The organism is Cellulomonas chengniuliangii (assembly GCF_024508335.1).
In the GTDB taxonomy this organism is placed as follows: Bacteria; Actinomycetota; Actinomycetes; order Actinomycetales; family Cellulomonadaceae; genus Cellulomonas_A; species Cellulomonas_A chengniuliangii.
In genome coordinates, this window is record NZ_CP101988.1 from 1,982,300 (window position 1) to 2,003,637 (window position 21,338).

Genomic DNA, 21,338 nt, shown 5'->3' on the forward strand with positions numbered 1-21,338 from the left:
GGATGGCTGGCGGTTTTCGGACCTTGCCGTGACCGGCCGCCCAGGCGACCTGGCCGAGGTCAGCGGAAGTCGTCGTAGCAGGTCGCGGGCTCGTCGGCGAAGGCGAGCTCCTCGACGTTCTGACGCACCTCGTCGAGGGCCGCGTCGTCGGGAACGTCGACGCCGTGCCCGCGCAGGCACTCGACGACGTGGGGGAAGTCGCGGCGGAGGCGGGCGTCCCGCGCCTCTCCGACGACGCGCTCGTCCTGGTAGGCCATCGACGCCCAATAGCTGTGCCGGTCGATGCACGCGTCCCCGAGCTCCTCCACCTCCGCGAGCGTCTTGCCCGGCATCTCGGCCGCCCAGGTGTAATCGGGCAGCAGATAGCCGATGCCGAACTCGTACGGCTCCTTCTCGGTGTAGTCGATGCCTGCGCCGGTGAAGCAGTCGAACGTTCTCCGGGTGAGCTCGGCAAGGTCCTCGAAAGGCATCCCGTCGTTCTCCACGGCACGCTCGAGCACGGCGATCTGCTCCGGTCCGGCAACCCCCAAGGCGACGGCCTCGTCGAGATAGGTCGTGAAGTACCGGCCGACGTCCTCAGAACCCGCCGGCGCGCTGGCCGCAGTGTCCCCGCCCTCGCCCCCGGCGCACGCGGCGCCGAGGACGAGAACAGGCGCCGCCGCGACGACGACTGATCGGAACGTGCGAGCGGTCACCATAGATCCCAAGTCGACGACCCCAGGCGGTGTTGCGACATGGCCAGTTCGGGAGCGGTCGGTGACGTGCCCTGCCTCCAGGCTGTGAAGTGCAGCCCGCCTCCGGTCACGTGCCGGTGACGAACGCTGGACGTGCAACTACCCCACACCACTGTGGTGTGCGCGTTGTCCGCTGACGTGCTGTTGGAGAAGTTGCCCCCACACGTGGATGTGTTGCCGCCCCCTGTACTTGCGCCTGCTGGCGTCGCGAAGCTCACAGCCAGGCCCGCAACGACGGCGGCGGCCAAAAAACCACTCACGAGTTGTCGCATTCCCATTCCATCTCGGAGTCCTGGCGACCGGCTCTCCCCATCGAGAGCAGTGGAACCGTATCCATCGACCGAGCATCGAAGGTAGTGGAAAACGCCATTGACTCTGCACACCCTCGGGTGGTATTGGGGATACTCCAATCTCGCGGGAGAATGTGCAGTCTGCATAGTCCTTGCGTTTTCGACGCCTGCAGAGTTGGAGAACATCGCCGCACGCAATGAATACTTGGCATTCTGCCGCAGCCGTCGCGAGGAAGGGGCACCCATGGGATGGCGTTCGAGTGGCGCAGCCGCATTCGTCGTCGTCACACTCGTGGCGCCGTTGGCCGCTGGCGTCGTCGTCGTGGTCTCTCGCGACCGGTCACCGCTGGAGTCGTCGTCGCCTCCCGCGGCAGTGGTCGGCGCCGTGGCCTCCACAGAACGGACCGGCGAGACAGAGGTGACCGTCCGCCTACGGCCCTCAGACGCGGTCGCGACGCGGACCGCGGCCATGGGCCTCGTCACGCAGGTGCGCGTCGACGCTGGTGACGAAGTCGCGAACGGCGACGTGCTGGTGGTCGTCGGCGAGGTCGACGTCGTCGCCTACACCTCCGACCGGCCGCTGCACACCGACATCGTCGAGGGCGCGTCCGGGCCGTCCGTCGAGCTGGCGCAGACGATCCTGGCGGGGCTGGGCCACTACCGCGGCGAGGTGGACGGCAGATCTCGCGCGTCGACCGTCGCGGCGATCGTCGCCTTCAACACGGCGCACGGGCTCGGCCAGTCCCGGGTGCTGTCGGTGGCCTCGCTCGCCTGGCTGGGTCCAGCGCCAGTCACCGCGCGAGACATCCTGGTCAGCGCCGGCGACTCGCTCGAGCCGGGAGCAGAGCTGTTCACGACGTCGTCCGCGTACGCCGCTGTGGAGGTCACCCCCGGGGGCGCAGCGCTGCCCGACGGCGATCTCGTCCTCGACGTGCGTGGACGCACCGCGCCACTGGACCGCGCCGCGATGGCGGTCACCGACCCCGAGTTCACGGCGGCGGTGGCGGAGGCTCTCGGCAACGGCGCCGAGGAGGGGGCGTCGGGCGTCGTCCGGCGCGCGATACCCGTCACGGTCGGCGTGCTGCCCGCGTCCGCCGTCGTCACCGACGGCCAGGGCCGCACCTGCTTCTTCACCAGCATCGACGGGGACGCCGTCCCCGTGACCCCGGCAGGCGGGGCGCTCGGCAGCGTGGACGTCGACGCGTCGCTCGTCGGGCATCCCGTGCTGGTGAACCCTCGCGAGGTCCGTCCCACTCTCGGTTGCGCCTGATCGTGCGCCTCGTCGCGCGCGACCTGCGGCACACCTACCGCGGCGCGCCCACTCCCGTCCTGGACGGGGTGTCCGTCGAAGTCCCGGCCGGCGCCTCCGCCGCGATCATCGGCCCGTCGGGCTCGGGGAAGACGACGCTGCTCTCCCTCATGGGAGGGCTGCTGCCGGTCCAGCACGGCGCAGCTGTGGCGGTCGACGCCGCGGACCGGGAATGGCCCGTGCCCGCCGTCGCGTCATGGGTCCTGCAGACGGTGTCGCTGATCCCGGCGCGGACCGCGCTCGACAACGTCGCCATCGGCGCCTTCTCGGCCACCGGCGACCGCCGGGTCGCCCGGGCACGAGCCACGTCGGCGCTCGCGTCGGTCGGCCTGGCGACGCTCGCGCACAGCCCGGCCCGACTGCTCTCGGGAGGAGAGGCCCAGCGGGTCGCGATAGCGCGGGCGTTGGCGTCGGGGCGCCCCGTGGTCCTGGCCGACGAGCCGACCGGCCAACTCGACGCCGCCACATCGGCGGTAGTCCTCGACGCGTTGCTCGGAGCCAGCGGGGACCGCACCGTCATCGTCGTCACCCACGACGCTGAGGTGGCTGCCCGGTGCGACATCACCCTCGAGCTCCGCGACGGGACGTTGCGGGAGCGGCGCCGATGAGCCGGCCGGACCGGCCGTGGCCGACCCGCCTCGTCGTGCGTGAGGGCGTCGTCACAGCCCTCGTCGGCCGGTGGACCTCCCTCCTCGTGGTCCTGGCGATCGCCTGGACCTGCGCCGCGGTCGGAGCGGCCGACGCCGTGGGCGTCTCGGAGACGGCACGGCGCGAGAGGGCGTGGATCGACGCCGGCGCGTACGTGCTCCGGGTGCAGGGGGCTGTGCGCGCCGACGTGAGACTGCCGCTGCCGCCGACGGCGTGCGAGCGGCTCGCCGCGGTCGATGGCGTGCACGGCGCCTTCTGGGCCCTGCGACGTCCCGCCGCCGGCGCCTTCGAGCACCTCCCCGGTGGCCGCTTCTCCGTCCTCGAGGTCTCCCCCGGCGCGCTGCCGTTCCTCGGGATCCCCACCCCGGAGGGACCCGTGGCACTGGTCAGCGACGGCCTCGCGCGCAGGACCGGCCTCACCGACGGCAGCCCGCTCCGCGTCGACGGGTCAGACACCATGCACGGGCGCGTCGCGCCGGTGGCCGTGCTCGGCGACGACTTCGACGGCGCCCTGCTCGTCCCCTCGGTCGCGCTCGGTCGCGCCGACATGTGCTTCATCAGGACGGATGCCGGGCACGTCGCGGCGGTGAGCGCCCTCGCGGCATCGGCGCTCGGCTGGGACGGGAGCGACGCCATCGTGTCACCGCGCTTGTTCGACAACGAGTTCACGGTCGACTTCTCGCGCGCCCACGAGCAGCGCGACCTCCGCTGGGCGTGGGCCGCAGCCGGGCTGGTCCTCGCGCTGCTGTGGGCGCTCGTCCAGTGGTTCCGGCGTTCCCACACGGCCGTCTACGCGACCTTCGGGCTGACCGCGGCGGGCCGGTGCGTGCTGCAGGTGAGCGAGTGGTGCGCGCTCGCGGCCGCCGGCCTGGCCTGGGGGTGGTCGCTCGGCGTGGTGGGCGCCCTGGCCCTGGGCGCCGAGGCCAGGTTCGCGGTCAGCCAGGTCACCGCGCAGGCGCTGCCCGCGGTCCTTCTCGCGACGGCGATGGTCGTGCTGCTCGCGGCTCGGCCGACGGGCACCCTGCTCGACCAGCTCAAGGACCGCTGACACCGGCGCCCGGACGCGCACCGGCACAGGCAGACACGGGCCGTCACTGGCCGCCTCGCCCGCCCATGCCCGCACCGGACGAAGGCCCCAGGCTCGGCGCCTGGGGCCTTCGTCCTCGCGGTCCCTGGGCCGCGGTTCGATCGTCTCGAGCATCGCTTCCGGAGAGGCGCTGGACCGCTCTGGGCTCAGGGCTACCCGGCGTAGGTCTCGAGCTCGGCGATCCTCGGCGTCCCCGTCGCGCTGGTGATCTCGAAGTTGATCTTCTTCAACGAGGTCGAGGGGAAGCTGATGACGCCCGAGCCGCTGCCCGTGGCCAGGACGGCGCCGGTGTCGTTGTTGACGAGCCGCCACGCCCCGATGGCGCCGCCGCCCGACGCCTCGCGGACGTTGACCTTCGACACCGTCGTGGCCGAGTCCCACTTGACCGAGATCCGGCCCGTCGAGCCCGACGGCGACCAGTACGTGCTCAGGGAGCCGTCCAGCACGTTGCCGTAGCTGGTCCCGCTCCCCTTGCTCGAGCCGTCCGCGCCGGCGCCGAGGCTGAGGTTGGTCCCGCCGGGCGTGGGGTTCGCCGTCGGGGTGGACGTGGGGTTGGAGGTCGGGCTGGAGGTGGGGCTCGTCGTCGGCGGCGGCGACTGCGGGGTGCACGAGCCGTTCGAGACGCGCAGCCCGGTGTTGGCGCCGGCCGTCTGGCGGACGACGTCCGGCACGCAGCTCGCCCCGTCCAGCGAGTAGGAGTACGGGATGCTGACCGTCGTGTTGGACGTCGGGTTGGGACCGGCCGGCTGGTTGTCGCCGCTGCGGCTGGACCAGGTCACGTTGTCGAAGATGTTCCCGGCGACCTGCCAGTAGCCGGCCTGGTCGGTGTAGAAGGTGCCGAGGACGTCCTTGGAGTCCTCGAAGTAGTTGTTCTCCACCTTCGCCTTGGCCCCGGCCCGCGAGTTGATGCCCGACTCCCGCAGGTTGACGTAGTGGTTGTTGTAGATGTGCGCCACGCCGCCGCGCAGCAACGGCGCCCGGGAGTCGATGTTCTCGTACCGGTTGTGGTGGAAGGTCACGAACCCGTTCGAGCGGTCGCTCTCGCTCGAGCCGATCAGGCCGCCACGGCCCGAGTTGCGCAGGATGCTGTAGGACAGCGTCACGTACTGGGTGTTGTCCTTCATGTCGAACAGGCCGTCGAAGCCCTCGGACTCCCCGCCCGACGCCTCCAGGGTCACGTGGTCGACCCACACGTTGCGGACGCCGCTCTCCATGCCGATCGCGTCGCCGCCGTTGGACGTGGGCGAGCCCGACTTCTTGACGTTCTTGACGGTCACGTTCTGGATGATGATGTTGCTGGCCTCGCGGATGTGGATGCCCACCTGGTCGAAGACGGCGCTGCCGACCCCGACGATCGTCACGTTGCTGATCTGCTTGAGCTCGATCACGCCGGCCGCGGTGTTGCAGCTCGGGCCGGAGACCTTGGCCGTGTTGCCGTGGTTGATGGTCCCCGAGACCTCGATGATGATCGGGGTGCTGCTGCTCGCCCGGTTGCACAGGGCGGTGTGGATCGCGGTGCCCGAGGTGGCCCGGACCGTCTGCCCACCTGCGCCGCCTGTGGTCCCGCCGTTGCTGCTCGCGAAGCCGTTGGCGCTGCCGGTGGCCGCCTGGGCCGCCGGCATGGCCAGGGCCGTCAGGCCCATCGTGGCCGCCAGGGCCGTCGCGGCTCCTGCCGCGAGGGTGCGCACTGCGACTGGTCGTCTCATCGTTGCCTCTCATTCGTCATTGAACTGGGGCATTGCTCTGTGCCGTGCGTGCGATGACCGGTCACCGGGTGGGCGACGAGATGGCTCGCCGAGCCTGAGGAACCGGTTTCTCACCGTAGGAGACCGCTTTCCCAGCGCGCAAGGACCCTAAACCCTTCGTATTTCGCCTCCCTCGCCCCACCCCGCCACCGCGCGGTACCGTGCGCAGACGAGGCACGAACAGGTCCGCTCCACCCTCGTCGGCGACGTGCGGCCCGGGACCGTCGTCACCGAGGGCGTCCCACCCCACCCGTGACCATCGGAGCGAGGAGCACGCGCATGTCCTTCCAGGCCTACCTCGACACGATCGAGGACCGCACCGGCCTCACCCCGCGCCAGCTCCTGGAGATCGCCCACGACAAGGGCCTCGACCAGCCCGGCGCCAAGGCGGGCGACGTCGTCGCCTGGTTCGCCGCCGACTACGGCCTCGGCCGGGGCCACGCGATGGCGTTGTGGCACGTCCTCTCCCGCGGTCCGGGGATCGCCGCGACGCATGTGGGCACGACCGGGCCGCATGCCGACGAGTCCGACACGCTGTGGCTCGACGGCAAGGCCTCCAACCCAGCCCGTTGACAGCGCACGCCCGCGCCGGTGCGCCAGCCGGGCGCGGGCATTCGTCCACCGAGCCTCCTGTGCCGCGCTGCCGGGGCCCCTCGTCAGCCCTGCGCGCCGTAGACCTCCTGGGCCAGCCCGAACGCGCTCCACGCCTTGGGCCACCCGCAATAGAAGGCCAGGTGCGTGAGGATCTCGGCGGCCTCCTCCTGCGTGATGCCGTGGGCCTTGCACGTCAAGGCCGGAGCCGCACCAGCCCGGCGCTCGTGGGCGCGAACCCGCACGCGTCGACGTAGAACTCCCGGAGGCCGTCCTCGAAGTCGACGTGCAGCCACTCGCACCCCGCCGCCGAGGCCTCGTCGCGCGCCACCGCGACCATCCGGGCGCCGATCCCCTGCCGCCTCGCCCGCGCCGCCACCGCCGTGTCGAGGACGAACGCGTGGAGGCGCCCGTCCCACACCACATTGACGAACCCCACCAGCCCCACGTCGTCACGCGCGACGACCCAGCCGAGGCTCAGCCGCGAGACCCGGGCGCCCCAGCCGTCGTCGACGACCGCGTGCCCGAACGCCTCGGCGTGCAGCCCGCCCACCTCGGCGTCGGTGAAGGGCCCGCGCCACCGGTAGGCGACAGGGGTGGGGACCGTAGGGCTGCTCATCGTGCGACTGTGCCGGTCTCCCGGCCGCGCGTCACGCGGTTTACCGGTTCCGCTCCCCCGCCCTGCCCTGAGCCACCCGCATGCCGAAGCGGTCAGCCGACGGGGAACGACACCCCGGTGAGCTCTTCGGAGACCGCCCACAGGCCCCGCTGGACGGCGTGGTCGTAGGAGGCAGGGCTGGAGGTGACCACCTTGGGGAAGCCCCGCGCCTCACCACGGTTGCCGGGACCGTAGTACTGGCCGCCGAGGGCTGCCGGATCGGTGGCGGCGCGCAGGGTGGGCAGAGCGCCCATCGCGGGCTTCTGCGTGAGCAGCGGCGCCAACCACGCGATAGGCGCCCGGACCGCGGCGGGCACGTTCCGGGTCAGCTCCGTGTTGGACGTCCCGGGATGGGCCGCCAAGGCGACCGTGGACCCATGGGGCGCCAGCCGCCGCTGCAGCTCGTACGTGAACATGAGGTTGGCGAGCTTGGCCTGGCCGTACGCGCCGACGCGGCTGTACGAGCGCTCCCACTGCAGGTCGTCGAAGTGGATGGCCGCTCGGATGCGATGGCCGGTGCTGCTGACCGTGACGACGCGGGACCCGGGGACGGGCAGGAGCAGGTCCAGGAGCAGGCCGGTGAGGGCGAAGTGCCCGAGGTGGTTCGTGCCGAACTGCAGCTCGAACCCGTCGGCGGTGGCCTGCCTCGGGGTGTGCATCACGCCGGCGTTGTTGACCAGGAGGTCGATGCGGGGGTGCTCGGCGCGCAGGTCGGCCGCCGCGGAGCGGATCGAGTCGAGCGAGGTCAGGTCGAGGGCCTGGACGGTGACCGCGCCGGTGATGCGCGCGGCCGCCTGCTTGCCCTTCTCGACGTCGCGGACGGCCAGGACCACCCGCGCGCCGCGTTCGGCGAGCATCCGGGCGGTCTCGAAGCCCAGTCCTGTGTTCGCCCCGGTGACGATCGCGACGCGGCCGTGCTGGTCGGGGATGTGCTGCTCGGTCCACCTGTCGTCCATCACGACCTCCTCAAGAGCCAACGTGCCTGTGAGGCGAACTTAACAGACCGCCGGTCTGTTCACAAGAGACCGGCGGTCTTCAGGCTACGGTGGTGGCGTGACCTTCCAGCGAGCGCGCAGCGCAGAGCAGCGGGAGAGCCGGCGCCGCGCCATCCTCGACACGGCCGCGGCGATGCTCGACGAGATGCCGGTCGCCGATCTCAGCCTCAACGAGCTCAGTCGGCGGGTGGGCCTGGCCAAGTCGAACGTCCTGCGGTACTTCGAGTCACGCGAGGCGGTGCTGCTCGAGCTGCTGGACGACTTCCTGGAACGCTGGCAGTCAGAGCTGGCAGACGAGCTGGCCGCCGGCGTCGACCCGTCGGCGTCGGCAGAGGCCCGGGCAGGCCAGCTCGCCGAGGTCCTCAGCCGGTCCCTGGCGGACCGCGTGGTGCTGTGCGACCTCTTCGGCGCGCAAGGCGGCGTCCTCGAGCACAACGTGTCCGTCGAGGTGGTCAAGCGTCACAAGCGGTCCTCCCTCGCCACCCTCGAGGCCATGTCCGACCTGGTGCGCCGCCACGTGCCCGAGCTCGGCGACGGCGCGCGGCTGTTCTGCCTCACGAGCCTCGTCTCGGCGGGAGCCCTGTCGGCGTACGTCCCACCGCCGCCCAGCCTCCTCGCCGCCTATGCGGACGAGCCCGCCCTCGGCATCCTCCAGGTGGACCTGCGCGAGGCCCTGCACTCCGTCCTCGCCTCGGCGCTGCTGGGCTCGCTGCCGCGCGACTGAGGCCCCCACCCCGCTGACGCAGCCTCGGTGCTGGCCGTCGGCGGCCGCGTGCCCCCCGGGCGAAACACGGCGAAGGCCCCGATCCTGGCGGGGATCGGGGCCTTCGCTGTCGCTGTCTCAACGAGTGTCCGGAGGGGGACTTGAACCCCCACGCCCTTTCGGGCACTAGCACCTCAAGCTAGCGCGTCTGCCATTCCGCCACCCGGACAGGTGGACCGTCAGGACCCCTCGCGGGCTCCCTCAGGTGCGGCAGAAACATAGCATGGCGAGCCGGTCGAGCATGAATCGCGGGCGAGGGGCAGACTGTCCCGAGACAGCGTTGCCGCAGCGTACGGGGCTAGATCGCCGGATTCTCGCGTGACCCCCGTCACAGGACGGGGAGGGTGATGGCGGACCAGGGAGCACCGGCGGATCGGACGGCGGGCACGCCTCGGCGGCCATCCTCCGGAGCGCCGTCCACACGACGCATCGCGGGGTCACGCCGCTCGCCCAGCGAGCCCGCGATCGAGCCGACGGCCCCACGGTGGCTGATGAACCTGGCGGGCGTGTCGTGGCGGCTCCTGGTGGTCGTCGCGGCGATCGCGCTGGTCTTCTACGCCACCTCGCGGGTGCAGCTGCTGTTCATCGCCCTCTTTTTGGCCCTGGTGTTCACGGCGGTGCTCCGCCCGGCCGTCGAGCTGTTCGCCCGGGTGATGCCGCGCCCGCTCGCGACCGCGCTCGCGCTGCTGGGCGGCGTCCTGGTGCTGCTGGGCATGCTCACGTACGTGGGTGTGTCGGTGGCCGGCCAGTGGTCGAAGCTCTCCGACCAGTTCGGCGACGGCATCGACGACATCATCGACTTCCTCGAGAACGGCGCGCCGTTCACCGTCACCACGGACCAGATCAACCAGTGGATCGAGAACGGCCGGACGTGGATCGAGGAGCACGGCGGCGAGCTCGCCTCGGAGGCGGCCGCCGGGGCGGGAAGCGTCGTCGAGATCCTGACGGCCCTCGCCCTGGCCACCTTCTGCGCGGTGTTCTTCCTCACGAGCGGCCGGCAGATGTGGGCCTGGTTCCTCAGCCAGCTGCCCCCGGCCGCCCGAGAGTCCTGGAGGGTCGCCGGTGGCGCCGGGTGGTACACGTTCTCCGGATACACCCGCGGCATCCTGATCATCGCCGTCTCCGACGGCTTGCTGGCCTTCATCCTGCTGTCGATCATCGGGGTGCCGTTGGCGGCGCCCCTGGCCGTGCTGGTGCTGATCGGCGCGTTCATCCCGCTGGTGGGCGCGCCCGCGGCGATGGTCATCGCGATGATCGTGGCGCTGGCGGCGAACGGCCCGATCCAGGCCGCCGTGGTCGGCATCGGGATCGCGCTGATCGGCCAGTTCGAGGGTCACGTCCTGCAGCCGCTGGTGATGGGCAAGCAGGTGGCCCTGCACCCGGTGGTCATCGCCGTGGTGGTGCTGGGCGGGACGTTGACCGCCGGCATCCTGGGCGCGGTCATCGCGGTGCCGCTGGTCGCCGTGGCGTGGACGGTGTTCTCCCGGCTGCGGACGCCGGAGTCGGAGGTGGACCCCGAGGATGTCGAGGACCCGTCCGAGACGTTCGACGGGGAGGGCGACCGCGCCTGAGACCGGCCCCGCTCGCCGCGTGCCGCAGGCCGCTCAGAGGCGGGAGCTCGCGCTCACGCCGGGTCGCCGAGGGCCGCGAGCGCCCGCTCGATCTCCCTCAGCGCCCCCGGTCCCGGGCGTCGCAGCGGCGCGGGCAGTGGTCCGATGGCGACGCCAAGCGCCTCCCCCACCGCGTGCACGACGCGCGCTCCGCCGGTGGCGGCGAGGTCGGCCAGCGGCTGGAGCCCGGCCATCAGGGCGAGGGCGCGCTCGGCATGCCCGTCGGTGGCAGCGTCCGCCACCTCGGCGTAGCGGGCGGGCAGCACCCCCGCGAGCCCTGAGTGCCAGGTGCGGGCGCCCCCGAGCAGCCCGTGCACGCCCAGGGCGTCGCCGCTGAAGCCGACCTCGACGTCGGCGGGGAGCTTGTGCAGCAGCTCCTTGGCCCGGCCGCGGACCACGTCCGGGCTGGTCCCCCGGTCCTTGACGCCCTGCACGCCCGGCAGACGGGACACGCGCCGCAGCTGGTCGACGCTGAAGTCGTACCGCGTCGCGATGGGGTTGTGGTACGCCCACACTGGGATCCCGACCACGTGGGTCACGCACCGGTACAGCTCGTGCACCTCGTCGTCGGTGAGCGGCAGGTAGGCCATGGTGGGCACGAGCAGCGCGTCCGCGCCGGCCTTCTCGGCGTCCCGGGCGAGGTCGAGCACCTCCCGGGTGGTCAGGGCTCCGACGCCGGCCAGCACCGGGACCCGCCCGGCCGCGGCCTCGACGGCCGCCTCGCACACCCGCCGACGCTGGGCCCGGTCCAGGTACGCGAAGCCGCCGGTGCTGCCGAGCACCGCGACGCCGCTGGCTCCGCCGGCGACGGCCCGGTCGACGAGCTGGGCGAGCACGTCCTCGGCGACCTCCTCCGTGACGGTGCGCGGGGTGGGCAGGTAGGCGACCAGCGAGCCGAAGAGGGGCATCCAGGCAGCGTATCCACGTGGCGTTTCACGGGTATGACGGGTCCGGGAGGCAGCGCCGCGCTCACCGGAAGTCGCGCGAGGTGGTCTGCACCCGCAGGGACAGCGGGGCCAGGTGCTCGGCGACGAGGTTCGTCGCGCCGTCGGCCCGCTCCAGCCGGCCACGCACCACCAGCGCGGCCGAGGCTCGGGCGACCTTGCGGAACTTCTGCCACAGGCCCGGCGAGCAGACCACGTTGAGCAGGCCCGTCTCGTCCTCGAGCGACAGGAACGTGACCCCGCCCGCGGTGCCCGGCCGCTGCCGGTGCGTGACCACACCGGCCACGGCGACCCGCCGGCCGGCCTCGTGGCGGTAGGCCTGCTCGACGCGCAGCACTCCGGCGGCGTCGAGGCCCTCGCGCACGTGCTGCGTGGGGTAGGAGTCCACCGAGACGCCGGTGGCCCACACGTCGGCCACCGCCAGCTCGACGTCCGTCATGCCGGGCAGGGTCGGTGCGCTGACCCCCACCGCGACGCCCGGCAGCGTGTCGGGCCCTTCCAGCGCGAGGGCGCCCGCGGCCCACAGCGCCTCCCGCCTCGTGGCGCCCAGCGCCCCCAGGGCGCCGCCGGTGGCGAGCGCCTCGAGCTGGGCGGTCGTCAGGCTCACCCGGCGGGCCAGGTCGCGCAGGCCCGCGAACGGCCCGTGGGCGACGCGCTCGGCGACCACGCGCTCGGCGACGTCCTCCCCCACGCCCCGCACCGAGGCGAGCCCCATCCGGACCGCGAGCGCCCGGCCCGTCGCGGCTGGCGCGCGCTCGTCCACCGGCGCCGTGCCGGAGGGTGTCGGCACGAGGCGCGGCTCGCCGTCGGGCGAGGTCGGGCCCAGCCGCTCCACCTGCGCCTGCACCCCGGAGGCCTGCACGCACGGGCGCAGCACCTGCAGGCCGTGGCGGCGGGCGTCGGCGACCAGGGACTGCGGGGAGTAGAAGCCCATCGGCTGCGCCGCGAGCAGCCCGGCGTAGAAGGCGGCCGGGTGGTGCACCTTGAGCCAGGCGCTCGCGTACACGAGGAAGGCGAACGAGTACGCGTGGGACTCGGGGAACCCGAAGTCGGCGAAGGCCTTGAGCTTGTCGAAGATCTGCTCGCCGGTCTCGGGGTCGATCCCGTTCGCGGCCATGCCCGCGAGCAGGCGGGCGTGCAGGGCCTCCATCCGCTCGGTGGACCGCTTGGAGCCCATCGCCCGGCGCAGCTGGTCGGCCTCGGCGGGGGTGAAGTCCGCGACGTCGATGGCCATCTGCATGAGCTGCTCCTGGAAGAGCGGCACCCCGAGGGTCTTCGCGAGCGACTTCTCGAGCTTGGGGTGCAGGTAGGTGACCTTCTCCCGGCCGTGGTACCGGTTGATGTACGGGTGCACCGAGCCGCCCTGGATGGGCCCGGGCCGGATGAGCGCGACCTCCACGACGATGTCGTAGAACCGCCGTGGTTGCAGGCGCGGCAGGGTGCCCATCTGCGCCCGCGACTCGACCTGGAACACCCCCACGGTGTCGGCGGCGCTGAGCAGGTCGTACACGAGCGGGTCCTCGTACGGCAGGGCGTGCAGGTCCAGCTCGACGCCCTCGTGCTCGCGCACCAGGTCGAACGCGATCCGCAGGGCCGTGAGCATGCCCAGGCCCAGCAGGTCGAACTTCACCAGCCCCGCGTCGGCGCAGTCCTCCTTGTCCCACTGCAGCACGGTGCGCCCCGGCATCCGGGCCCACTCCACCGGGCAGACCTCGATGACGGGCCGGTCGCACATCACCATGCCGCCCGAGTGGATGCCCAGGTGGCGGGGCAGGCGCAGGAACCGCTCCGCCAGGTCGATCACCTGCGCGGGGATCTCGTCGAGCTCGTCCGCGGCCGGGGGGCGTGTGCGAGGGACCACGTCGTGCCGGTCGGAGGTGGGCTCGAACGTGGTCCCCCACACCGCGTCGTGGGGGTCGCCCGTCCGGGCGGGCGCGGCATCGCGGGCGGGCGCGGCATCGCGGGCGGGCGCGGCATCGCGGGCGGGCGCGGCATCGCGGGCGGGCGGGGCGTCGCGGCCGTCGGGGGTCACCGGGTCGGCCCCGCGCAGGCTCCCCCAGCGCTCGATGGACTTGCTCCACGCGTCCTGCTGCCCGGCGTCGTAGCCGAGCGCGCGGGCCGCGTCGCGCACCGCCGAGCGAGGGCGGTAGGTGATGACGTTCGCGACCTGGGCGGCGTGCGTGCGCCCGTGCTTGGCGTAGACGTGCTGGATGACCTCCTCGCGGCGGCCCGACTCGATGTCCACGTCGATGTCCGGCGGCCCGTCCCGCTCGGGCGCGAGGAACCGCTCGAACAGCAGCCCATGCGCGACCGCGTCCACGGCGGTGACCCGCAGCACGTAGCAGACGGCCGAGTTGGCGGCCGAGCCGCGGCCCTGCGCCATGATGCCGCTGCGGCGGCAGAAGTCGACCAGGTCGTAGACGACCAGGAAGTACCCGGGGAAGCCCAGGTCCTCGATGACGCGCAGCTCGTGCTCGAGCTGCGCGTACGCCCCGGGCACCCGCTCGGCCTCGGGCGGCCCGTACAGCTCGAGGGCCCCGCGGCGCACCAGCTCGCGCAGCCAGCTGGCCTCTGTGTGGCCGGGCGGCACGGGGTAGGGCGGCAGCTGGGGCGCGACGAGGGACAGGTCGAACGCGCACTCCGCGGCCAGGCGCGCGGCGGCGCCCACGGCCTGCGGGTGGCGCCGGTGCAGGGCGAGCATCTCCGCGGCCGAGCGCAGGTGGGCGGTGGGGGCGCCTGGCAGCCACCCGTCGAGGTCGTCGAGCGAGGATCGGGCCCGCACGGCCGCGAGCGCCGCCGCGAGGTCGGCGTCCCGGGGGGTGGCGTAGTGGGCGTTGCCAGTGGCGACGAGCGGCAGGCCGGCGGCGGCCGCGAGCGCCGCGAGGGCGTCGTTGCGCTCGGCGTCGCCGGGGTCGCCGTGGTCGGTGACCTCGACGGCGACGTTCTCGCGGCCGAACAGCCCGACGAGCCGGTCGAGCTCGGCACGGCCGGCGAGGAATCCCTCCGGTGCCACGTCGCCGGCTGTGCCCCCGCCGCTCGCGAGCGCCTGGCGCACGGAGCCCTTGCGGCAGCCGGTCAGGACGAGCCACTGCCCGGCGGCCTGCTCGGCGAGCCCCTCCCAGGTGTGCTGGGCGGCGCCCTTGGCCCCGGCGGCCAGGTGCCCCGTGGCGATGGCCCGCGACAGCGCCCGGTAGCCGTCGGGCCCGCGGGCCAGGACGAGCAGGTGGGTGGCGCGGGGATCGGGGACGCCGGTGGGCGCGTCGAGCACGTCGGGGCCGGTCACGCGCTGCGCTCCCCACCCGCCCCCGGGGACGGGCAGGTGCAGCTCGGCGCCGAACACGGTGGGCAGGCCCACGGCGCGGGCTGCTTGGGCGAAGCGCACCACGCCGTAGAGGCCGTCGTGGTCGGTGAGGGCGAGGGCGTCCAGGCCCAGCCGCACCGCCTCGGCGGCGAGCTCCTCGGGCTGGCTCGCCCCGTCGAGGAAGCTGAACGCCGAGTGGGCGTGCAGCTCGGCGTAGCGGCCCTGGTCCGTCGTCCGCGGCACGACGAGCCCTCCCGTCCCTGGCTGCCCGGGCGCCCCCACAACCGGAGCGCCTATCGAACACACGTTCGATGCCACCAGTACACGTCGCCCGGCGCCGGGAGTCAAACCGCGTGCCCGCCCGCCCTCCAGCCGTCGAGCGGGCACGCGCCCCGTCGGCCGCGTCAGCCCAGCCGGACCTCCGCGTCGACCGCGCCCGCCCGGTCGAGGGTCAGCGCGGCACTGCCGTGGCCTGCGGTGATGCTGTACTCGCCCAGGAACCCCCGCACCGCCACCCGCCCATGCGCGTCGGTCCGCAACGTGCGCGGCTCATGCCACCACTCTCCCTTCACCAACCCGTGCAGCGCGTCGTAGGCCGGCTTGGGCGTGCCGTCCGCGCGCACCAGCCCGCCGGGCGCCCCGAGCCACATCCCGGCGTCGCTCAGCCCCCAGTAGGTGGCGGACTCGACCGAGGGGTGCGACAGCAGCGTCCGGTAGTGGGACGCGACCTCCTGGGCCTGCCGCTCCTCGCCCTCCGGGGTGGACGGCCAGTGGTCGACCTGGTGGTCGTTGAGGTCGTCGAGGTGGGCGGGCATCAGGTCGCCCGACAGGATCGTCGTCTCCGTCAGGTGCAGCGGCAGCCCGTAGCGCCCGAACCGGTCGAGCACCTCCAGGGTGCGCTCCTCGCCCCAGGCGCCCTGGTGCATGTGGCTCTGCAGCCCGATGGCGTCGATCTGGATCCCCGCCTCGAGGCACCCCTCGATGAGGCACTCGAAGGCGGTGGACATGTCGAAGTCGTTGAGCAGCAGGGTCGCCGCCGGGTTCGCCTGGCGGGCGGCGTCGAACGCGAGGCGGACGGTGGGGATGCGCCCGCGCTCGCGGCACAGCGGCGTCATCGCGTTCGGGACCTTGTCGAACACCGGCATGATGACGACCTCGTTGATCGCGTCCCAGGTGTCGATCACGCCGGCGAAGTCGGCGACGTCGCGGCGGATCCGCGCGTCCAGCACGTCGGCGACCTCGTCGGTGGGCAGGTCGAGCAGCCAGTCGGCGCACTCGGAGTGCCAGGCCAGCGGATGGCCCTTGACGACGCAGCCACGATCGGCGAACCAGCGGGCCGCGCGCAGCATCCGGGCGGTGTCGGGTCGGCCGCGCTCGGGCTCGAAGTGCCCCCAGTAGAACGGCAGCGTGACGGCGTTGAACAGCCCGAGCCACTGGTCCGCCAGCCGCTCCTCAGCCAGCAGCTCCTCAGCCGGTCGCTGGTCGTCCTGCGCGGCGCCGCCCTCGCGGTTGGCGAGGTCGATCAGGTCGAACCCGATGCACCCGAACAGGAAGCGGTGCGCGGTCTGGGCCACCACCACGGGCGCGTCCGCCAGCGGGGCGCCCTCGGCGTCGCGCACCGTCACCGTGGCGTCGGCGATCCGGTGCGCCATCGTCGGGTCCGGCCGTGGGCTCTGCCCGGGGGCGGGCCGCAGGGCAGGGCTGGCCTGCTCGCGGGGGGCGGTTCCCAGGTCGGTCTGCTGGGGCACGGTGATGACCTCCTCGTCACGTCTCGAACGCCCACCCTGTCAGGCGTCGGGCGTCGTCGCGGCGACCGCCACGCCCGGTCGCGGCTCAGTCGTAGGCGCCCTCGCACATCCAGCCCTCCTGCCAGGAGAGCAGCAGCGCGCTGCCGTCGTCGAGGCTGACCTGCAGGTGCGCACGACGCCGGGCTCCGGGAGCCCACCACCGCTCGACCAGGGGCCACGGGCCAGCCCATCCCACGACGGAGCGCTCGGCCGCGCCCGCCCAGGATCCCCGGACCGTCGCGGGGGCGCCGCTCATGGCGAACCGCTCGTCGAGGCGCACCGGGGCCCCCGCGGAGGTCCGCACCTCGACCGGCTCGGGCTCGACCAGCACGGTGGCGGGAGCCGGCTCGGGGAGGCGGCCGGGCCAGGGCCGGTCGGCAGGGCGCGGCGCCGCCGTCTGGTCGCCCCACGGCCGCAGGGCCACCTGGTCGCGCACGTCACGTCCGCCCTGCAGCGCGACGGTCAGCACCCCGTCGCCGCCGATGAGCCCTTGCACCCGTTCGAGCGCCCGGTGCGCGCGCAGGTCGCCGCCCGAGGCCCCGCCCCACAGCCGGCCCTGCTCGGCGCCCGCCGGGGCGACGTCCTGCGCGGTGAGCGCCAGGCGCACCAGGGCCACCGGGTGGGAGTCCTCGGGGTCGTCGGGCGCCCGGGTCAGGGCGCCGGCGGTGAGCCAGCCCTCGAGCTGCCAGCGGATCCGGTCGGTGATGCGGGCCGCGGTGAGGCCGCCGAGCCCGCCCGTGTCGGTGCGCCACACCCGGACCAGGTCCTCGCCCTCGTCGGTGCGGGCGGCCACCTGGAGCCGCCCGCAGGTGACCGAGTGCTCCATGAGCAGCGCGTGGAGCTCCTCGGCGAGCCGCCTGCCCATGAAGGTGGCGGTGTCGACCCGGTGGGCCGGCGGGTCCAGCTCGCAGGCCACCTCGAGGTCGGTCTCCGGGCGGCGGCGCGCCGGCGGTCGGGCGTCGTGGCCACGGGCGAGCAGCTGCGCCCAGGCCCCCAGGGCGCCGAACCTGGCCTGCACGTCGCCGTCGGGCAGCCGGGCCAGGTCTCCGAGGACCCGCAGCCCCAGCCTGCCGAGCAGGTCCACCAGAGCGCCGACCTGCCGGTCGAGGCCGTCCTGGACGGCGGCGTGGGCCAGCTCGCTCATGCCCCGCGGGGCGAGGTAGGCGCGCGACCCGCCGGGGGGCACGGTCGCGTCCTCCCGGGCGGCCAGGATCGCGGCGAGCAGCCCGTCGGCCGTCCCGACGTGGGCCTCGTGGCCGGTGCGCTGGGCGACGGCCGTCACGATCCGCTCCGCGAGCGCCTCCTCCGAGCCGTGGTAGCGGCTGGCTCCCCCGGCCGGCAACAGCAGCAGCCCTGCGCGGGCCACCTCGATGCCGGCGACCACCGTCTCGACGGCGGCGGCCACCGGCTCGAAGAGCCGCACGTCGCGCCCCTCGTCCGCGGCGAGCAGCACGAGCTCGGGGCAGCAGCCCTGCGCCTGCCGGCGGCGCATCCCCCGCCGCACCCCCTGGGCGCGCGCGAGGGCCGAGACGGCCACGAGCCGCCGCCCGTCGTGGACGGCGGCGGGCAGGTGGGGCTCGACCTGGTCGCCGCGCACCGCGGCCACGACCGGCCAGTCGGGCACCCAGACGACGGTGGTGCGCGTGCTCATCCGCCCGGCCTCATCCCACCAGCCGCAACGGCGCGGACGCCGCCTTCTGCGTGGGCGCGGCCTGCCTCTTGCCTGCGCCGGGGGCGGGAGGCGTCCCGCCCGCCGGCCTGCCGAGCGGGAGCGTGAGGGTGAGGCTCTGCGGCACGCCGGCCCCGCCGCGCCCGCTGCGGGTCACGCGCAGCTCGTGCGCGCGCAGCCGCCCGGCGCCGTCCTCGGCGCCGCTCCACCGCTGGCTGGCAGCGGTCAGCACGACGTTCGCCCCCGGCCACGCCGTGCTGGAGAGCAGCACGGCCCCCCGGTCACGGGCGCGGGCGCCCAGCCGTCGGCGGTCGCCGTCGGCGAGGGCCGCGCCGGGGCCGACCAGGACGACGTCGAGCCCGTCGACCAGCGCCGCGACCACGCTCGGGGCGTCCGGGCCGGGACGGGGCACCAGGGCGAGCCGCTCGAGGGCGACCCCGGCCTGCGCCGCGGCGAGCAGCCCCATGCTGGGCTGGCCCACGACGGCGGCCCAGGCGCCCTCGGCGCACGCGTGGGCGAGCAAGGCCAGCAGCAGCGAGGTGGAGCCCGTCACGGCTGTGATGCCGCCCCGGCGCAACCCGTCGGGGAGCAGTGCGGCCAGCTCGTCGGGGACGGGCAGCGAGGGACGCTCGCTCAGCAGCAGCGAGGCGTTGCGCGCCTCGCCGCCCCGCGCCTCGGAGGCGTCGGGCGCGGCGGCCGGGACGGGCTGCGCCGGCTCGGTCGCGGCGCCGGGCCCCGACGCGCTGGGCCCGGACGCGCCGAGCCCTGGCGCGCTGGACCCCGGCGGCCGCGGGACGACCGTCCCGCCGGGGAGCACGAGGGGGCGCGCGCCGGTCCGCTGCTCGGCGTGGGCCAGCGCGGCCCGCGCCCGGGCCGCGCGCTCCTCACGGCTCAGCACAGCCGCCTCCATGCCTCACCCCACCCTTCATCGAACACATGTTCGATGGTGCCAGTACACGCCGACATCGGCGCCGGTGTCAATCGAGGGCCGTGCCCAGGCGTACCCTCATTCCACGGGTTGATGAATCCATCAACCCGTGCGCAAGCCCTGATCGGAGAGTCGTGTCCCTTCCCCCGCCAGGCGCCGACCGGCCGGTCCACGAGTTCAAGGCCGAGCTGTTCAAGGCCCTCGCCCACCCCGTGCGGATCCGCACCCTCGAGCTCCTCGCCGAGCGCCCCCGCGCGGTCAGCGAGCTTCTCGCGGAGATCGGCATCGAGGCCTCGCACCTGTCCCAGCACCTCGCCGTCCTGCGCCGCGCCGGCGTCGTCACCGCCCGCAGGGATGGCAACGCCGTGCACTACACGCTGGCGCACCCCGCCGTGGCCCAGATGCTCGCCGCCGCCCGCACCGTCCTCCTCGACACCCTGGCCGGGGCCCGCACCGCGCTCGCCGACCTCGAGCGGGACGAGCAGCGCCCATGAGCGCCGCCGACCTCCTGCGACGCGTCGACTGGCGCGCCACCGGAGCCCTCCTCGCCCGCCGCGTGCTCCCCCGCCGCTCCGACTACGCCGGGCTGCGCGGCTCCTGGCGGGCTGACGCCATCGCCGGCCTCACCGTCGCCATCGTCGCGCTGCCCCTCGCCCTCGGCTTCGGCGTCTCCTCCGGCCTCGGCGCCACGGCAGGGCTGGTCACCGCCGTGGTCGCCGGCGCCGTCGCCGCCGTCTTCGGCGGGTCGCACTTGCAGGTCTCCGGGCCCACCGGCGCGATGACGGTCGTGCTCATCCCGATCGTGGCCCGCTACGGGCCCGAGTCCGTCGCGGTGGTCTCGATCATGGCGGGCGGCCTGGTGATCGTCGGCGGCCTGATCGGCCTCGGCAGGCTCGTCGCCTACATCCCCTGGCCCGTGGTCGAGGGGTTCACCCTGGGCATCGGCGTCGTCATCGCCCTGCAGCAGGTCCCGCTCGCCCTGGACACCCCGAAGGCCGACGGCGAGAACGCCGCCCTCGTGGCGATCCGCACCCTCGGGCAGGCCGACTGGCCGGCAGCGCTGCCCGCGCTCGGCATCGTCGCCCTCGTGATCGCGATCATGACGCTGCTGCCCCGCGTCAACCGCACCCTGCCCGCCTCGCTGGTGGCGGTGGTCGTGGCCACCCTGCTGGTCGAGCTCGCCGGACTGGGCGTGGACCGCATCGGCGCGCTCCCGTCCTCCCTTCCCGCGCCGACCGTGCCGATGGTGAGCGTCGAGACCACCAGCGCGCTGTTCTCGGCGGCCCTGGCCGTCGCCGCGCTCGCGGCGCTCGAGTCCCTGCTCTCGGCACGGGTCGCCGATGGGATGGCCGACGACATCCCCCGCACCCAGCCCAACCGCGAGCTCGTGGGCCAGGGCCTCGCGAACGTCGCCTCCGGCCTGTTCGGCGGCATGCCGGCCACCGGCGCCATCGCCCGCACCGCGGTCAACGTGCGCGCCGGCGCCCGCACCCGCACGTCCGCGCTGTTGCACGCCGGGGTGCTCGCCGTCATCGTCTACGCCGCGGCGCCCTGGGTCGCGCGGATCCCGCTGTCCGCGCTCGCCGGCGTCCTGCTGGTCACCGCCGCCCGCATGGTCGACCTGCCCACGGCCCGCTCGATCTGCCGGTCGGGCCGATCGGGCGCCCTGGTCTTCCTGCTCACCCTCGGCGCGACGATCGTCTTCGACCTGGTGATGGCCGTCGAGATCGGGATCGCCGTCGCCGCCGTGCTGGCGCTGCGCGCGGTGGCCCGGACCAGCGGCCTGCACCGCGAGGCGATCCCCACCCCGGACACCGAGTCCGTGGGCGCGGCGGCCGAGCACGCGCTGCTGCACGAGCACATCGCGCTCTACCGGATCGACGGCTCCCTGTTCTTCGCCGACGTGCGCCGCTTCCTCGACGAGCTGGCCCTGGTGGCCGATGTGCGCGTGGTGGTGCTGCGCCTCTCGGCGATCCGCGTCCTGGACATCAGCGGGGCGAACGCCCTGGCCGAGGTGGTCGCCGACCTGCAACGCCGTGGGATCGTCGTGCTGCTCAAGGGGTTGCGGCCCGAGCACCGGCGGGTCGTCGACTCGGTGGGGGTGCTCGCCGAGCTGCAGCACCAGGCCCACCTGTTCACCGACCTGGGCGAGGCGATCGAGCACGCCCGCTCGCACGTGCGGCGCGGCGAGGCCGGCCGGCCGCCCGCGAGCGCCGGGCGGGCCGCCCCCGCATGATGGAGGGGTCGGCTGGCGAGCCGGGCCGACCTCGACACCGCGG

18 protein-coding genes and 1 tRNA gene are annotated in these 21,338 nt (G+C 74.1%); 8 read left to right on the forward strand and 11 right to left on the reverse strand.

Annotated features, from left to right (window positions below; all coding sequences use genetic code 11):
* Positions 1-59 precede the first annotated feature (59 nt).
* Positions 60-698 carry a hypothetical protein gene (locus tag NP064_RS09150; protein WP_256813526.1) on the reverse strand — a complete coding sequence of 213 codons (639 nt, stop codon included), beginning with the start codon at positions 696-698 and terminating at the stop codon, positions 60-62.
* Between the two features lie 795 nt (positions 699-1,493).
* Between NP064_RS09150 and NP064_RS09155 the strand changes: the two genes are divergently transcribed.
* From NP064_RS09155 to NP064_RS09165, 3 genes are read left to right on the forward strand one after another with little or no spacing between them, the layout of a single operon-like run.
* Positions 1,494-2,294, forward strand: a complete 801-nt coding sequence (locus NP064_RS09155) for a peptidoglycan-binding domain-containing protein (protein ID WP_227569337.1) — start codon at positions 1,494-1,496, stop codon at positions 2,292-2,294.
* Positions 2,285-2,941: an ABC transporter ATP-binding protein gene (locus NP064_RS09160; RefSeq protein ID WP_227569338.1), complete on the forward strand. Its 657-nt coding sequence runs from the start codon at positions 2,285-2,287 to the stop codon at positions 2,939-2,941. The genes NP064_RS09155 and NP064_RS09160 overlap by 10 nt, the downstream gene beginning before the upstream one ends.
* A complete protein-coding gene (locus tag NP064_RS09165; protein WP_227569339.1) occupies positions 2,938-4,029 on the forward strand; it encodes a hypothetical protein in 1,092 nt (363 codons plus the stop codon). The genes NP064_RS09160 and NP064_RS09165 overlap by 4 nt, the downstream gene beginning before the upstream one ends.
* 191 nt (positions 4,030-4,220) lie before the next feature.
* Here the strand turns inward: NP064_RS09165 and NP064_RS09170 are convergent, their stop codons facing one another.
* Complete coding sequence (locus NP064_RS09170) at positions 4,221-5,774, reverse strand: pectate lyase family protein (protein ID WP_227569340.1); 1,554 nt, start codon at positions 5,772-5,774, stop codon at positions 4,221-4,223.
* Between the two features lie 318 nt (positions 5,775-6,092).
* Here NP064_RS09170 and NP064_RS09175 point away from each other — a divergent pair, with 318 nt between their 5' ends.
* Complete coding sequence (locus NP064_RS09175) at positions 6,093-6,386, forward strand: DUF4287 domain-containing protein (RefSeq protein ID WP_227569341.1); 294 nt, start codon at positions 6,093-6,095, stop codon at positions 6,384-6,386.
* 83 nt (positions 6,387-6,469) lie between these two features.
* Here NP064_RS09175 and NP064_RS09180 read toward each other — a convergent pair whose 3' ends face one another.
* The 3 genes from NP064_RS09180 to NP064_RS09190 form a co-directional block, all read right to left on the reverse strand.
* A complete protein-coding gene (locus NP064_RS09180) occupies positions 6,470-6,604 on the reverse strand; it encodes a carboxymuconolactone decarboxylase family protein (protein ID WP_227569342.1) in 135 nt (44 codons plus the stop codon).
* Positions 6,601-7,023 carry a GNAT family N-acetyltransferase gene (locus NP064_RS09185; protein ID WP_227569343.1) on the reverse strand — a complete coding sequence of 141 codons (423 nt, stop codon included), beginning with the start codon at positions 7,021-7,023 and terminating at the stop codon, positions 6,601-6,603. The genes NP064_RS09180 and NP064_RS09185 overlap by 4 nt, the downstream gene beginning before the upstream one ends.
* Before the next feature lie 92 nt (positions 7,024-7,115).
* Positions 7,116-8,018: an SDR family NAD(P)-dependent oxidoreductase gene (locus NP064_RS09190; protein ID WP_227569344.1), complete on the reverse strand. Its 903-nt coding sequence runs from the start codon at positions 8,016-8,018 to the stop codon at positions 7,116-7,118.
* A gap of 97 nt (positions 8,019-8,115) precedes the next feature.
* On the opposite strand from NP064_RS09190, the gene NP064_RS09195 reads away from it, so the two are divergent.
* Entirely contained in the window at positions 8,116-8,781 is a 666-nt protein-coding gene (locus tag NP064_RS09195) for a TetR/AcrR family transcriptional regulator (RefSeq protein WP_227569345.1), read from the forward strand.
* Between the two features lie 125 nt (positions 8,782-8,906).
* On the opposite strand, the gene NP064_RS09200 is transcribed toward NP064_RS09195, so the two are convergent.
* Positions 8,907-8,989: transfer RNA gene (locus NP064_RS09200), tRNA-Leu, on the reverse strand.
* 337 nt (positions 8,990-9,326) lie between these two features.
* Here NP064_RS09200 and NP064_RS09205 point away from each other — a divergent pair.
* Positions 9,327-10,391, forward strand: a complete 1,065-nt coding sequence (locus NP064_RS09205; RefSeq protein ID WP_256813528.1) for an AI-2E family transporter — start codon at positions 9,327-9,329, stop codon at positions 10,389-10,391.
* Between the two features lie 53 nt (positions 10,392-10,444).
* Here NP064_RS09205 and NP064_RS09210 read toward each other — a convergent pair whose 3' ends face one another.
* The 5 genes from NP064_RS09210 to NP064_RS09230 form a co-directional block, all read right to left on the reverse strand.
* Positions 10,445-11,338 carry a dihydrodipicolinate synthase family protein gene (locus NP064_RS09210; RefSeq protein ID WP_227569347.1) on the reverse strand — a complete coding sequence of 298 codons (894 nt, stop codon included), beginning with the start codon at positions 11,336-11,338 and terminating at the stop codon, positions 10,445-10,447.
* A 61-nt stretch (positions 11,339-11,399) separates the two neighbouring features.
* Positions 11,400-14,918 carry a DNA polymerase III subunit alpha gene (gene dnaE, locus NP064_RS09215; protein ID WP_227569348.1) on the reverse strand — a complete coding sequence of 1,173 codons (3,519 nt, stop codon included), beginning with the start codon at positions 14,916-14,918 and terminating at the stop codon, positions 11,400-11,402.
* A 161-nt stretch (positions 14,919-15,079) separates the two neighbouring features.
* Complete coding sequence (locus NP064_RS09220) at positions 15,080-16,327, reverse strand: endo-1,4-beta-xylanase (RefSeq protein ID WP_227569408.1); 1,248 nt, start codon at positions 16,325-16,327, stop codon at positions 15,080-15,082.
* Positions 16,328-16,508: 181 nt separating this feature from the next.
* The gene (locus NP064_RS09225; protein ID WP_227569349.1) at positions 16,509-18,113 is read right to left on the reverse strand and encodes a DNA polymerase Y family protein; all 1,605 of its coding nucleotides are present in this window, start codon (positions 18,111-18,113) and stop codon (positions 16,509-16,511) included.
* Positions 18,114-18,123: 10 nt separating this feature from the next.
* Positions 18,124-19,029, reverse strand: a complete 906-nt coding sequence (locus NP064_RS09230; protein ID WP_227569350.1) for a hypothetical protein — start codon at positions 19,027-19,029, stop codon at positions 18,124-18,126.
* A 164-nt stretch (positions 19,030-19,193) separates the two neighbouring features.
* Between NP064_RS09230 and NP064_RS09235 the strand changes: the two genes are divergently transcribed.
* Positions 19,194-19,553 carry an ArsR/SmtB family transcription factor gene (locus NP064_RS09235; protein ID WP_227569351.1) on the forward strand — a complete coding sequence of 120 codons (360 nt, stop codon included), beginning with the start codon at positions 19,194-19,196 and terminating at the stop codon, positions 19,551-19,553.
* On the forward strand, positions 19,550-21,295 hold the full coding sequence (locus NP064_RS09240; RefSeq protein WP_227569352.1) for a SulP family inorganic anion transporter: 1,746 nt from the start codon (positions 19,550-19,552) through the stop codon (positions 21,293-21,295). The genes NP064_RS09235 and NP064_RS09240 overlap by 4 nt, the downstream gene beginning before the upstream one ends.
* The last annotated feature ends 43 nt before the right edge of the window (positions 21,296-21,338 follow it).